Annotated in this window: 12 protein-coding genes; 5 read left to right on the top strand and 7 right to left on the bottom strand. The window is 65.5% G+C overall.

Features of this window, described 5'->3' with window-relative positions; translation table 11 throughout:
- Positions 1 to 19: 19 nt before the first annotated feature.
- Positions 20 to 220 carry a 50S ribosomal protein L35 gene (rpmI, locus tag KCN53_RS01370; RefSeq protein WP_088713352.1) on the bottom strand — a complete coding sequence of 67 codons (201 nt, stop codon included), beginning with the start codon at positions 218 to 220 and terminating at the stop codon, positions 20 to 22.
- A gap of 103 nt (positions 221 to 323) precedes the next feature.
- The gene (locus KCN53_RS01365) at positions 324 to 758 is read right to left on the bottom strand and encodes an SET domain-containing protein (protein WP_088711802.1); all 435 of its coding nucleotides are present in this window, start codon (positions 756 to 758) and stop codon (positions 324 to 326) included.
- 195 nt (positions 759 to 953) lie between these two features.
- On the opposite strand from KCN53_RS01365, the gene arsM reads away from it, so the two are divergent.
- The gene (arsM, locus tag KCN53_RS01360; RefSeq protein WP_088711803.1) at positions 954 to 1,820 is read left to right on the top strand and encodes an arsenite methyltransferase; all 867 of its coding nucleotides are present in this window, start codon (positions 954 to 956) and stop codon (positions 1,818 to 1,820) included.
- A 4-nt stretch (positions 1,821 to 1,824) separates the two neighbouring features.
- Here arsM and hisN read toward each other — a convergent pair whose 3' ends face one another.
- Both hisN and KCN53_RS01350 read right to left on the bottom strand, forming a co-directional pair.
- Complete coding sequence (gene hisN, locus KCN53_RS01355; RefSeq protein WP_088711804.1) at positions 1,825 to 2,595, bottom strand: histidinol-phosphatase; 771 nt, start codon at positions 2,593 to 2,595, stop codon at positions 1,825 to 1,827.
- The gene (locus KCN53_RS01350; RefSeq protein ID WP_207790594.1) at positions 2,592 to 3,815 is read right to left on the bottom strand and encodes a CaiB/BaiF CoA transferase family protein; all 1,224 of its coding nucleotides are present in this window, start codon (positions 3,813 to 3,815) and stop codon (positions 2,592 to 2,594) included. The genes hisN and KCN53_RS01350 overlap by 4 nt, the downstream gene beginning before the upstream one ends.
- Between KCN53_RS01350 and KCN53_RS01345 the strand changes: the two genes are divergently transcribed.
- Positions 3,802 to 4,407, top strand: coding sequence for a glutathione S-transferase N-terminal domain-containing protein (locus KCN53_RS01345; RefSeq protein ID WP_172406186.1), 606 nt, complete (start codon positions 3,802 to 3,804; stop codon positions 4,405 to 4,407). The genes KCN53_RS01350 and KCN53_RS01345 overlap by 14 nt on opposite strands.
- Here the strand turns inward: KCN53_RS01345 and KCN53_RS01340 are convergent.
- Genes KCN53_RS01340 through KCN53_RS01330 form a run of 3 tightly spaced genes read right to left on the bottom strand, consistent with a single transcriptional unit; the run spans position 4,404 to position 7,398 of the window.
- A complete protein-coding gene (locus KCN53_RS01340; protein WP_088711805.1) occupies positions 4,404 to 5,012 on the bottom strand; it encodes a hypothetical protein in 609 nt (202 codons plus the stop codon). The two genes, KCN53_RS01345 and KCN53_RS01340, sit on opposite strands and share 4 nt — an antisense overlap.
- A gap of 1 nt (position 5,013) precedes the next feature.
- Positions 5,014 to 5,907 carry a pirin family protein gene (locus KCN53_RS01335; RefSeq protein WP_088711806.1) on the bottom strand — a complete coding sequence of 298 codons (894 nt, stop codon included), beginning with the start codon at positions 5,905 to 5,907 and terminating at the stop codon, positions 5,014 to 5,016.
- A gap of 39 nt (positions 5,908 to 5,946) precedes the next feature.
- Complete coding sequence (locus KCN53_RS01330) at positions 5,947 to 7,398, bottom strand: coniferyl aldehyde dehydrogenase (protein WP_088711807.1); 1,452 nt, start codon at positions 7,396 to 7,398, stop codon at positions 5,947 to 5,949.
- A 119-nt stretch (positions 7,399 to 7,517) separates the two neighbouring features.
- Between KCN53_RS01330 and KCN53_RS01325 the strand changes: the two genes are divergently transcribed.
- The 3 genes from KCN53_RS01325 (at position 7,518) to KCN53_RS01315 (ending at position 12,699) form a co-directional block, all read left to right on the top strand.
- A complete protein-coding gene (locus tag KCN53_RS01325) occupies positions 7,518 to 9,845 on the top strand; it encodes a patatin-like protein (protein WP_088711808.1) in 2,328 nt (775 codons plus the stop codon).
- 60 nt (positions 9,846 to 9,905) lie between these two features.
- On the top strand, positions 9,906 to 11,078 hold the full coding sequence (gene ribB, locus KCN53_RS01320) for a 3,4-dihydroxy-2-butanone-4-phosphate synthase (protein WP_088711809.1): 1,173 nt from the start codon (positions 9,906 to 9,908) through the stop codon (positions 11,076 to 11,078).
- A gap of 121 nt (positions 11,079 to 11,199) precedes the next feature.
- The gene (locus KCN53_RS01315) at positions 11,200 to 12,699 is read left to right on the top strand and encodes a flavin-containing monooxygenase (protein ID WP_088711810.1); all 1,500 of its coding nucleotides are present in this window, start codon (positions 11,200 to 11,202) and stop codon (positions 12,697 to 12,699) included.
- The last annotated feature ends 4 nt before the right edge of the window (positions 12,700 to 12,703 follow it).

Here is a 12,703-nt window from a genome sequence, read left to right as displayed (position 1 = left end):
TGTCTAGTCTCCGCGTCTCTTAAAGCCCGTAGGGCGCCCACTTCTTGACGGTCTTCGTGTCCGCATCGGACAGGACCTTCGTGCCGCGGTTGGAGCGGATATATTTGGCGTTGTGCGAAATCAGGCGGTGGCGCTTGCCGACCACACCGTGCTTCACCTTGCCGGTGGCGGTGATCTTGAAGCGCTTCTTGACGCCGCTCTTCGTCTTCAGCTTGGGCATTTTCGTCTCCTGTCGTCTGGAACGATAAAAGACCGCCTCGGCAGCCCACACTGGCCGGACGGTCACGTCGAAGGGCGCTGACATAGCGGGCGCCCTCCGAAAATCAAGTATGGATGCCGGATGGCGGCGGCGGTCCTGCCGTCCCGTTCAGGAAAAAGGAACGCCCGGGCTGCATGGCGAAGCCGGGATCGAACTCGGCATAGTCGCAGGTCAGCTCCTCGCCCGCGGCGATGTCGCGAATGGCATAGCCTGTCTCGGGGTGCTGGAAGTCGGTATTCGGCGTCTCGCTGTGATTCATGAAGCGGCCATGGTCGAATTCCACCACCGTCAGGCCCGGGCGCGTCATGTGCGGATAGCCGTAGCGCTCGACAAAGCTGCGCTGGAGATCGGGAAGGCCGGCGAGGTCGTCTGGCGTCAGCAGCAGGTCGAATCGCTCGTCGAGCTGCCAGATGGACTGTCCGGCACGAATGGGGGCCGCGGCGAACAGGCCGACACCTTCGATGGAGCTGGGCCCGACGAACGTAGGAACGATCATCATGTGAGGGGCATTCCGGACGGAGCAGGAGGCGGCCGTCCACGCATCGGCGCAACGGCGCGCCGACGCGGACATTTTCCTACAGTTCGGATGCAGCCGCAATCATCATCCGCGCAGTCCCCCGGGCGGTGACATGTAACCTTGCGCGCAATATGTCCGAAGGGCGGCACATTGGCGATCAACAGGGAGTAGCGGCGCATGGCGACGAATATGGGCGAGGCGGTCGGGGGGCTTTACGGTGCCACGGCGCGCGGGGCAGCGGGAATCGACCGCGCTGCGGCGGACAGGGTTGCGGCAGCCTTCGGTTATAGCGCGGACGAACTGGCGGCGGTGCCCGAAGGTGCCAATCTCGGCCTGTCCTGCGGCAACCCGACCGCCACTGCGAAGCTTCGGCCCGGCGAAACCGTGGTCGATCTCGGTTCGGGCGGCGGCTTCGATGTCTTCCTGGCGGCGCGGGCCGTGGGTGCGGATGGCCGGGCGATCGGCATCGACATGAGCCCCGACATGCTTTCGCTTGCGCGCCGCAATGCGGAGAAGGCGGGAGTCCGCAATGCGGAGTTCCGCCTTGGGGGGATCGAAGCGTTGCCGCTTCCCGACGCCAGCGCCGACTGCGTCATCTCGAACTGTGTCATCAACCTGAGCGAGGACAAGGCCGCGGTGTTTCGCGAGATCGCGCGCGTCCTGAAGCCCGGCGGACGGGTCGCGATCAGCGACATCGCTCTGAAGCAAACGCTTCCCGCCCCGCTGAAGGAGTCCGTGGCCGCCTATGTCGGCTGCATTGCCGGCGCGATTCCCGCCTCAGCCTTTGTGGAGGGGCTTACGGCCGCCGGCCTTCGGGATGTTCTGGTGGTAAAGGACGGCACCGATCTCAACGCCTATGGCGAGGTGGACGGTCAGGCGGCCTGCTGCGCACCTGCCGCCGCGGAGGTGCAAAGCTCATGTTGCGGGCCGTCGTCTGCAGCGCAGCCGGAGGACGCTCATGCGGCGCTCAGGCAGATTCTCTCAAGCTACGATCTCAACGATTACGCCGGATCGGTGAAGGTCTACGCGGTGAAGCCCGCCTGAGCCGCTAGCGAAGCACGTCCAGCACATCTTCCAGCCGGGCGGGATCTCCGAGCGCGAGCACGCTGCCGTCCGACCCGGCGTGCAGAGGCTCGCCCGCCCAGTCGGTCATCATGCCGCCAGCACCCTCTACGATGGGAACGAGGGCGGCGAAGTCGTGCAACTTCAGTCCCGTTTCGGCGACGATGTCGAGATGGCCCGAGGCAAGCAGGCCGTAGTTGTAGCAGTCGCCCCCATAGACCATGCGCTTGTGGTCTGCCTGGCCGGCGAGGGCCATGAAGCGGTGGCCGTCTTCCTCCGAAAAGAGGTTCGGACTGGTGGTCGCGAGAACGGCCCGGTCCAACTTCGCACAGCGGCGCGATTCGACCGGGTTGCCGTTGAAGGTCGTGCCGTCGCCCGTACGGCCCGCCCAGCGCTCCTTTCCGATGGGCTGGTCGATAATGCCGAGGACCGGCCACCCATCCTCGAGAAGCGCGATCAGCGTGCCGAAGATCGGCCGTCCCGCCATGAAGCTGGTCGTGCCGTCGATGGGGTCGAGCACCCAGGTCCGGCGCGCACCCTCCCGGCTGGTGCCATATTCCTCGCCGACGATGCCATCGTCCGGCCGGTCTCTATCGATCAACTCGCGCATCGCCAGTTCGGCGGCGCGGTCGGCCGCCGTTACCGGCGACTGGTCGCCCTTAGACTCGACGGAAAAGGCGGACCGCCAATAGGGCCGGATGGCGGCGGCAGCGGCGTCTGCAAGGCGGTGCGCGAATCTTAGGTCGTTTTCCGTCATGCCTGTTCAGTGCCCGACGCCAGTCCCAGTTCCGCCAGGATCGCGGCGCGATGTTCATCGAGGGCAGGAGCCTTCGGCCGTGTAGCCGGATCGTCGAAGCCGCTGATCTTCACCGGGTTGCCCGCGGCCGTCAGCGGGGTGCCGTCCTCGAAGGCGGTGCGGATAGCCATGTTGCGTGCGCGCACCTGCGGATGGGCGAGCGCCTCGCCGACATCCTGCAGCGGACCGGCGGGAACACCCGCCTCGTCCAGCCGCGCGAGCCAGGTCGCGGCGTCGCCAGTCTCGAGCTGCGCCTCCATGACCGTATGGAGCGCCTCTGCATTCTCGCTGCGCGCATTGTTGCTGGCGAATCTGGGATTGCCCGGCAGGTCGGGCAGTCCCAGAACGTCGCAGAGTGCGCGGAACAGGCTGTCGTTCCCGGCGGCGATGACGATATGGGCGTCGCGGCAGCGAAAGGCGGCAAAGGGCGTGATCGACGGGTGCCGGGCCCCCAGCGGGCCGGGCGCCTCGCCCGTCACCGCATAGCGTGCGATGGCGTTTTCCAGGATCGCGATCTGCCCGTCGAGCATGGCGACATCGACGAAACGCCCGCTGCCGCTGTCCCTTCTGTCGTGAAGCGCGGACAGGATGCCTATGACGGTGAACAGGCCGGCGGTAATATCGCCGATGCTGGTGCCGACCCGCGTCGGCGGACCGCCGGGATGCCCGGTGACGCTCATGATGCCGCCCATGGCCTGCACCACCATGTCATAGGCTGCCTTGCGGCTGTCCGGCCCGCTATGCCCGAACCCGCTCGCCGCCGCATAGATCAGCTGAGGATAGCGCTCATGCAGGGCCGGCCAGCCATAGCCGAGCTTGTCAATCGTGCCGGGCCGGTAGTTTTCGACGAGGACGTCCGCGCGCTGCAGCAGCGCCTCGAAAACCTGCCGGTCGCCCGCATCCTTCAGGTCGAGGGCGATCGACTGCTTTCCGCGGTTGATAGAGGTGAAATAGGCGCTTTTGCCGTCCTTGAACGGCCCGATGCCGCGCGAATCGTCGCCCTCGCCCGGCCGCTCGACCTTGATCACCCGTGCACCTAGGTCGGCCAGCACCATCGTCGCATAGGGCCCGGCGAGGACCCGCGACAGATCGACGACCGTGATGCCCGACAGTGGACCCGGCGCGGGAGCTTCGGTATCGGTTCGGGAGTCTTGGGGGAAATCATCCATGAAGCTGTTCATGTCCTACACCTCGCCCTACGCGCGCAAGGTCCGTGTGTTCGTGCGGGAACTCGACATGGATCACCGGATCGACGAGGTGCCGGTGGATGCGCTCGCCGATCCCGATGAGCTGATCAGCGTCAATCCCGTCTCCAAGATCCCCGCGCTCGAGGTCGACGGCCAGTCGATTCACGACAGCCGCGTCATCCTGGGCTATCTGGCCTCCGTGCAGGAGGCGGGCGAGCTTTACCCCCAGCCTAACGACCCGAAGCGCTGGGCGGCCATGACTCTCGCCTCCCATATCGACGCGATCCTCGACGCCGCCGTCGCCTGGCGCATGGAAACCCAGCGCCAGCCGGGTGAGCGGTCGGTCTTCTGGCAGAACCGCTGGAAGGGGAAGATCGAGCGCGCGCTCGACGCGCTGCCCGAGATGCTGGCGGGCGCCCCCGCCTATGTCCCCTATGCCGAAATGCTGTCGGTCATCGCGCTCGAGTATCTCGACTTCCGGCACAGTATGATGGACTGGCGGCGCGGACGCCCCGCACTGGTCGAGCTGCACGACAAATGGGCGGCTAAGGGGTCGATGGTCTCGACCCAGTTCCCGCACGCCTAGCCTGCAGCGGTGGGGACCCGCCGCCGGGCCCGGTCTACCCACCAGCCCGCGAGTGTGACGACCGCGAAGACGGCGAGCGCCTGAAGCGCAAGGAGCGGCGGTGCGGTCGTTGCCGGTTCTGCGAACCAGTTGACGAGCTGTGCCCCCACCAGAGCGGCGACGAGCAGCCAGAGTCCGATCCGTCCTGCGCGCGTTGCCGACGGAACTGCGCGTGCGTAGAGCCAGGCGCCGCCGAGCAGAATGGCGAACTCCAGCGGTATCCCGACCGCCGGAACGTCCCACAGGCCAAAGCCGAATTTGGGCGGCGATCCCGTAAGTGTCAGGTCGGGCCGGTGGACGAGAAGATCGAGAGCCCAGTGCGATATGACGACGGCTGCCGCGACCCAGCCTACCGCCGGGCGCCGCAAGACCGCGCCCACCAGCAGGCCGAACAGGGCCGCCCAGCCGAATGTCGCCACCAGGCTGTGCGTCCAGGGCATGTGCATCAGGTCGAAGTCGGACAGCGCCATCAGCCCTTCGTCGACGCGGAACCGCTCGATCCCGAACAGGCTGAAGGTAAAGAAGGCATAGTCGGTCAGGCCCGCCCCGAAATGACCGACGAACATGTCAGCTGCCGCCCTGCACCGGGGGCGGCGGGCCGTCGTCGGGCAGGGGAATGCGCTCGTCGTCATCACCGGGGATGGATGGGAAGCGGTCATGCCGCCAGTCGTCCGCAGCCTTCTGGATACGCTCGGGATCAGAACTGACGAAATTCCACCAGATATGCCGCGGACCTTCGAGCGACGCTCCGCCGAGCAGCAGCAGGCGCGATGCGGAATGACAGCGCACGAGGTCGTCCGGCCCGGCAGCGTCGGCGAACATCATCTGCCCCTGTGAAAGGGTTTCGCCAAGCAGGCTGACCTGCCCGTGCGCCGCGTAAATGGCCATTTCCTCATGCCCCTCGGGCATGGCGAATTCCGCGCCCTGCTCCGCTGTGACGTCCACATAGAATATGCCGCCCGGATAGGCGACGGGACTGCTGTGCCCATAGGCGTCGCCTGCGATCAGGACGGCGCGCGCGCCCGGCCAGTCCCAGCGCGGCAGGCTGTCTGCGGAATGATGGCGAAAGGCTGGCTCTCCCTGTTCATGATCTCGCGGCATCGCCACCCAGGACTGGATGCCCTCCAGCGTCTGGCCGTTCTTTTGGCGCTCGTCGCTCGTCCGCTCCGAGTGCACGATGCCGGTCCCGGCCGTCATCCAGTTGACCGCGCCCGGCGTGATGGCCTGCTGCGAGCCCAGCGAGTCCCGGTGCATGATCTCGCCGTCGAACAGATAGGTGATGGTGGCAAGGTCGATATGCGGATGCGGCCGCACGTCGAACCGCTCGCCCGGCTCATAGGTCTTCGGACCGAAATGATCCCAGAAGACGAACGGGCCTACCGAACGACGCCTCGCACTGGGCAGAACCCGGCGGACCGCGAAGCCGCCGCCAAGGTCCCGCTGCCGCCCTTCGATGATCATGCCGCGACCCTTTCCCAAGAAAGGCCGGGCACCGGCGCCCTAGCCCATCTGCCGTTTTACGGTCTTCCTGAGAGCCTCGCCATAGGGCGGACGCATGCCGCCCATCTTCGCCACATCGAGCTTCGGCTGGGTGTAGATCGACTTGGCGTGGCTGAAGGTCTTGAACCCGTCATGGCCATGATAGCTGCCCATGCCGGAGGGGCCGATGCCGCCGAAGGGCAGGTCTTCGACCGACACGTGGAAAATGACGTCGTTCACCGTCACACCGCCCGAGATGGTCTGGTCGAGAACGCGCGTCTCTTCCTTCGAATCCGTCCCGAAATAATAAAGACCGAGCGGCCGGTCGTTGGCATTCACATAGCCGACCGCTTCTTCGAGCCGGTCATAGGTCTTGATGGGCAGGACGGGGCCGAAAATCTCTTCCTGCATCACCTTCATGTCGTCGGTGGGATTGCGGACGATCGTCAGCGGCATCTTGTTCGAGTTGGCGGAGGCGAAATCCTCGCCGGCAGGATTGACCTCGATGACCTCGGCACCCTTCTCGCGCGCATCGTCGACCAGGCCCTGAAGCCGCTCCCGGTGGCGGCCATTGACGATGGAAGTATAGTCGTCGTTCGAGAGGAGGCTCGGATACATCTCGACGGCCGCGCTGGTCAGTCCGCCGACCACGTCCCGCTCCTTCGAGCGCGGCACGAGCATGTAGTCGGGGGCAAGGCAGATCTGCCCGGCGTTCAGCATCTTGCCCATGGCGACCCGCTTCGTGGTGACATCGAGGTCGGCGCTCTCCCCGACGATGACCGGCGATTTCCCGCCGAGTTCAAGTGTCACCGGAACCAGGTTGTCGGCCGCGCCGTGAAGGATGTGCTTTGCGATGCCCGTGGCGCCGGTGAAGATCAGATGGTCGAAAGCGAGTCCCGAGAATTCCTTGCCGACCTCGGGGCCGCCGTTGATGAAGGCGAGTTCGGTCTCGTCGAAATATTTCGACGCCAGCCGGCTCATCAGGTCGGAGGTTTCCGGAGTGAATTCCGACGGCTTCACCATCGCACGGTTGCCCGCCGCGAAGATCTGGGCAAGCGGCGCGAAGGTGAGGTTCACGGGGAAGTTCCAGGGACTGATGACGCCGATGACGCCCTTCGGCTGGAACTCGATGCGGGCCTTGGCGCCCAGCAGGTTGAGCGGAAAATCGACCTTGCGCTTTTCCGGCTTCATCCAGTCGTCGACATGCTTCAGCGAATGTTTCAGCGGCCCGACCGAGCCGGCGATGTCCGTGAACATCGACTGGTCCTTCGACCGGTGTCCGAAATCCTCGGTCAGCGCCTCGACCAGCTCGGTCTGGTGCGTTTTCAGAAGGTCTATGGCGCGGCGTATGCGGTCCTTGCGAATGGCTGCGCCGACCGGCAGCTCGGCCATGAAGGCGGCGCGCTGACGGCGAAGAATGTCGTGCATGTCCGCGGCCTGCGGATTTTCCGTGGGAGCGATCTGCGTTGCCATGATGAATTCCTCCTGATCCCTATCGGCTGATATATCTAGCGCCTTGGGCCGGGGTGGTCACGCTCACCAATTGAGGCGGCATGCTTGAGGGCCGCCGCTGCCGGTGGCAAGGCGGGCCGATGCGGGAAAAGGAGCTTCGCCTTGCGCTGATCTGCTACGGGGGAATCAGCCTTGCCGTCTACATGCACGGCATCACCCGCGAGATCTGGAAACTGCTGAAGGCGTCCCGCGCGGTGGAGGCGAACGAGCCCGCGCCGGAGGGCGACAGCGAGCGGGTCTATTACGACCTGCTCAAAAGCCTCCGGCCGGGGGTGAACCTGAAGGTCAGCGTCGATATCATCGCCGGTGCCTCGGCGGGCGGAATCAACGGGATTCTTCTCGGCGAAGCGATCTCTTCCGGGGCCAGTCTGGATCCGCTCGTGGACCTGTGGCTCGACAAGGCCGACGTCGACGAGCTTCTCGATCCCGACGCCGTGCCCAAGTCGGCGTTCACCAAATTCTACGCTGCGCCGCTGCTACGCCTGCTCGCGAAGGATCGCAGCATCGACCTGACCAAGGAGGTGGTCGAGGCCGGCGCCCGCCGCGAGCTGCGCGAGAAGCTCTCCCGCTTCGTCAGGTCCCGCTGGTTCAAGCCGCCCTTTTCCGGGGCGCGGTTCAGCGGCTTCATTCTCGACGCGTTCGAGGCCATGCATGCAGGGCCGCACACCCCGCCTCTTTTGCCTGAGGGCTCCCCGCTCGACCTGTTCGTGACCGTCACGGACTTTTACGGGCATGATCAGGTGCTGACACTTCACTCCCCCCCGGTGGTGCGAGAGATCGAGCACCGTAAGGTGATCGCCTTTCGCGACAGAGGCCGGAATGTCGTCAGGTCGCTCGCCAGTTCGCAGTCGCTCGCCTCGGCGGCACGCGCCACGGCAAGCTTTCCGGGCGCTTTTCCGCCCTTCCAGGCTGCCGAGATGGATGAGCTGCTCGAGCGTCGCAACCAGAACTGGCCGGACCGCGGTGCCTTTCTGGCGAATGTGTTTCCCGAACGGGCAGGCGAGGAGGATCTCGACCTCGTGCCGCTTCTCGATGGCTCGATCCTCAACAATGCGCCCTTCCGGCCTGCGCTTGCCGCCCTGAAGAACAGAACGGCATATCGGGAGGTCGACCGGCGCTTCGTCTATATCGACCCGAAGCCCGGCATCCGGTCCATCGGCGTATCGCGCGGCCAGACGGAGGGGCCGCCGGGCTTCTTCACGACGATCATCCAGTCCCTCTCCGATATTCCGCGCGAACAGCCGATCCGGGACGATCTGGAGGCGCTCGACCGGCGGTCGCAGCGCGTACGCAAGCTCCGCTCGGTGCTCGACGGCATCGCGGACGACACCGATGCGGCGATCAATTCCGCTCTCGGTTCGCGAACGATGAACGCCAAGCCGTCCGCAGCGCGGCTGGAAACGCTGCGGGCGCAGGCAACGGCGGCGGCGGTAGAGAAGGCGGGTCTTGCCTATTCGCCCTACGCGCATCTGAAACTGGCGGAGGTCACGGCCTTTCTCGAGCGTATCATGGTGCAGCTCGCGCGGCCGGACAGCGCGGCCGGCGAAGCCGACGTTCGCGCCAGAATCCGCGAGTGGCGCCGCGACGAGGGGATCGAGGACATCACCCGCACGGTGAGGGCTAAGGATGCTGCGCGCGACCGATTCGTACGCTTCCTGCGCGCCTTCGACCTCAGCTACCGGATTCGCCGGCTGCGCTACGTCGTGCGGAAACTGAACGAGCTGACCGCGGAAGACGAGGCGCGCGAAGTCATGGCCTCTGCCGAACGTGCGCGCGGCGCGCTGTTCGAGATGCTCGGGCCGTTCCTCGACCGGGAAACAGTCGAATTCGCAGAGGACACAGTGGCCGACTGGAACGGCCTCCTGGCGAACGAGCCCGCCGAGGCAATCGCCCGCTACCGCGCCGAACTGGACCTCGCCAAGCTGGACACGGAGATCGACCGGAGAATCTCCGTCCTCATCCGGGCGCCCGCGACGATGCCCGTCGTTCGCCGCGCCATCCTGCGCGCCTATCTCGGCTTTCCGCTCTACGACATGGCGACCTTTCCGCTGCTGCAGGGCGAGGGGCTGGACGAATATGGCGAAGTGCGCATCGACCGCATTTCGCCGGAGGACGCCCACTTTCTGCGCAGCGGCGGGACAGAGGCGACCCTGAAGGGGATCCGGTTCAACTCCTTCGGGGCCTTCTTCAGCCGCGCCTACCGCGAGAACGACTATCTGTGGGGCCGTTTGCACGGCGCGGAGCGCATGATCGAAATCGTTCTGAGCGCCCTGTCGGCGTCCGAACAACCGGCGGGCCACGAAGTGACCGAAACGAAGCGCGCCTGTCTGTCGGCCATTCTCGACACCGAAGCCGACCATCTGGGCAAGGTCTCCGACCTGATCGAGCAGCTGCGCGGCGAATTGTGACGTTTCGCTAGCTGGCAGTCGGCGGGGACGATGTGTATCTGGGCCGCGAAAGGAACTCTTATGACCGAACGCGATCCGAAGATCGTCTCGATCCAGACCGATGTGAAGCCGGCCGCGAAGGGCCATGCGAATCCTGCCCTCTCGAGCGTGGACGAGATCATCGAGGAGGCCAGGAACGGCCGTATGTTCATCCTCGTCGACGACGAGGACCGCGAGAATGAAGGCGACCTCGTCATTCCGGCGCAGATGGCCACCCCCGACAAGATCGCTTTCATGGCGAAGAACGGCCGCGGGCTGATCTGCCTGTCGCTGACGCGCGAACGGGTGGACGAACTTGGCCTGAAGGCGATGACGCCGCGTAACGAGACACCGCTGGAGACTGCCTTCACCGTTTCCATCGAGGCGAAGGAAGGCATTACGACGGGGATCAGCGCGCACGACCGGGCGCGCACCATCTCGGTTGCGATCGACCCGCGCAACGGCCCCGACTCGATCGGCTCCCCCGGCCATGTCTTCCCGCTCGCGGCCCGCGACGGCGGTGTGCTGGTCCGCGCCGGCCACACCGAGGCTGCCGTCGACATCTCGCGCCTCGCCGGGCTGATCCCGGCGGGTGTGATCTGCGAGATCATGAAGGACGACGGCACGATGGCGCGCATGGACGACCTAGTCTCCTTCGCGCAGCTTCACGGCCTGAAGATCGGCACGATTCGCGATCTGATCGCCTATCGCCGCCGGCATGACAGTTTCGTCCGCCAGGTCGCCGAGGAAAGCTTCGAAAGCGAATGGGGCGGCCGCTGGCGCGCCATCCGCTTCAAGGATACCGTTTCCGACACCGACAAGCTGGCGCTGGTGAAGGGCGACCCGGGCGCCGAAGGTGTTCTGCCGCTGATCCGGATGCACCATTTCAACCTGTTCGACGACGCGTTCGCCAACATGTCGCCGCGCAGCGGACATCTGCGCCGCTCTATGGAAATGATCGCCGAAGCGGGCACCGGCGCCGTCGTGCTGATCAACAAGCCGGGCCGCTATACGGTCGAGACCAGCATGCGGGCGCTGGAACCGCGGCGTCCGTCCGGGGACGGCGAGATGGAAATCCGCGACTATGGCATCGGCGCGCAGATCCTCGCCCTCCTCGGGGTGCACGACATGGTGCTTCTAACCAATTCGAAGCAGAGCCTCGTCGGGCTTGGCGCCTACGGCCTCAACATCGTCGAACAGCGCGCCATCGACTGACGGGCAGGGGCGGCTGGCGGACCCGCGCTTCCCGGGGCGCCCGGTCCTGCCAGCCTCGCCAGCTTGTGAAGCTGCCGGGCCGGTCCTAAGTCTCACTCAGACCCTTAGGGAGGGGTGAGATATGGAAACTACCGACGTTCTCATCGTCGGCGCCGGCCTCAGCGGCATCGGCGCGGCCGTTCATCTGCAACGCGACTGTCCGTCGAAGGACTTCGTCATCGTCGAAGCCCGCGAGGCGATCGGCGGGACCTGGGACCTGTTCCGATATCCGGGCATCCGTTCCGACAGCGACATGCATACGCTGGGCTATGTCTTCAAACCCTGGACGAAGGCGAAGGCTATCGCCGACGGCCCCTCGATCCGCGACTATGTGAACGAGACGGCCGACGAGCATGGCGTGCGGGACAGGATTCGCTTCGGCCACAAGGTCGTCAGTGCGGACTGGTCGAGCGAGACGGCCCGCTGGACGTTGACCATGCTGCACGAGGGCGAGGAGCGGCAGATTTCCTGCGCCTTCCTGTTCATGAATTCGGGCTATTATAATTACAATCAGGGCTACCGCCCGGAATTCCCCGGCGAGGATGGCTATGAGGGGCGGTTCGTGCATCCGCAGCACTGGCCCGAAGACCTGGACTATAAGGACAAGCGCGTCGTCATCATCGGGTCCGGAGCCACGGCCGTGACGCTGGTGCCGGAGATTGCGAAAGAGGCGGCGCAGACGGTCATGTTGCAGCGCTCGCCGACATGGATGGTGTCGCGTCCGGCGCAGGACCGGCTGGGCAATCTCCTCCGCAAGCTGCTCGGCGAAGAGCGGGCCTACAGGCTGATCCGCTGGAAGAATGTGCGGCTGCAGGACTTCTTCTTCCGCCGCGCCCGCTCGCGCCCCGAAAAGGTTGGCGAGAAGCTGCTGGAGATGGTGAGAAAGCACCTGCCCGCCGACTATGACGTGAAGACCCACCTGACGCCCAGCTACAATCCCTGGGAAGAGCGGCTGTGCCTGGTCCCGGACGGCGACCTGTTCGAGGCGCTGAGCAACGGCTCGGCGGAAATCGTCACCGACCATATCGAGACGTTCGAAGCGGGCGGTATCCGGCTGAAATCGGGCAAGTTCCTGCAGGCCGACATCGTCGTTACGGCGACCGGCCTCAACCTGCAGCTGTTCGGCGGCGCCGAGCTGTCGCTCGACGGCAAGACGGTCGGGCCGCGCGAGACCTATCCCTATAAGGGCGTGATGTTCTCGGGCATTCCGAACCTGGCCGCCACCTTCGGCTATACCAATGCCAGCTGGACGCTGAAGGCCGATATCACCGCGCAATATGTCGCCCGCCTCCTCAACCTGATGGACGAGAAGGGAATGGCGGTCGCCACCCCCGACTTTCCGCATGGCGATTTCACCGAACAGCCCTTCTCCAACCTTTCGTCGGGCTATTTCAAACGCGCCGAGGACCGCGTTCCGCGGTCGACCGACAAGGCCCCGTGGCAGCAGCCGCACGATTATCTGAACGACCGCAAGTGGTTGCTGGACGGCGAGATCGAGGACGGGACCATCACCCTCTCGAAAGCCGCCGCACCGACCGCGCGGCAAGCCGATGGCGAGGTCTTCGCTATCGCCGCCGAATAGGGCG

Source organism: Pacificimonas aurantium, from assembly GCF_020092905.1.
GTDB classification, from domain to species: domain Bacteria; phylum Pseudomonadota; class Alphaproteobacteria; order Sphingomonadales; family Sphingomonadaceae; genus Pacificimonas; species Pacificimonas aurantium.
The sequence above is the reverse complement of the archived record's forward strand: the minus strand, read 5'-3'. Positions and strand labels throughout refer to the sequence as shown.

Coding starts and splice junctions, on each gene's coding strand:
- KCN53_RS01350 (WP_207790594.1), bottom strand. CDS start 3,815: ATGAACAGCTTCATGGATGATTTCCCCCAAGACTCCCGAACCGATACC.
- KCN53_RS01340 (WP_088711805.1), bottom strand. CDS start 5,012: ATGTTCGTCGGTCATTTCGGGGCGGGCCTGACCGACTATGCCTTCTTT.
- KCN53_RS01330 (WP_088711807.1), bottom strand. CDS start 7,398: ATGGCAACGCAGATCGCTCCCACGGAAAATCCGCAGGCCGCGGACATG.
- rpmI (WP_088713352.1), bottom strand. CDS start 220: ATGCCCAAGCTGAAGACGAAGAGCGGCGTCAAGAAGCGCTTCAAGATC.
- hisN (WP_088711804.1), bottom strand. CDS start 2,595: ATGACGGAAAACGACCTAAGATTCGCGCACCGCCTTGCAGACGCCGCT.
- KCN53_RS01315 (WP_088711810.1), top strand. CDS start 11,200: ATGGAAACTACCGACGTTCTCATCGTCGGCGCCGGCCTCAGCGGCATC.
- KCN53_RS01325 (WP_088711808.1), top strand. CDS start 7,518: ATGCGGGAAAAGGAGCTTCGCCTTGCGCTGATCTGCTACGGGGGAATC.
- arsM (WP_088711803.1), top strand. CDS start 954: ATGGCGACGAATATGGGCGAGGCGGTCGGGGGGCTTTACGGTGCCACG.
- KCN53_RS01345 (WP_172406186.1), top strand. CDS start 3,802: ATGAAGCTGTTCATGTCCTACACCTCGCCCTACGCGCGCAAGGTCCGT.
- KCN53_RS01365 (WP_088711802.1), bottom strand. CDS start 758: ATGATGATCGTTCCTACGTTCGTCGGGCCCAGCTCCATCGAAGGTGTC.
- KCN53_RS01335 (WP_088711806.1), bottom strand. CDS start 5,907: ATGATCATCGAAGGGCGGCAGCGGGACCTTGGCGGCGGCTTCGCGGTC.
- ribB (WP_088711809.1), top strand. CDS start 9,906: ATGACCGAACGCGATCCGAAGATCGTCTCGATCCAGACCGATGTGAAG.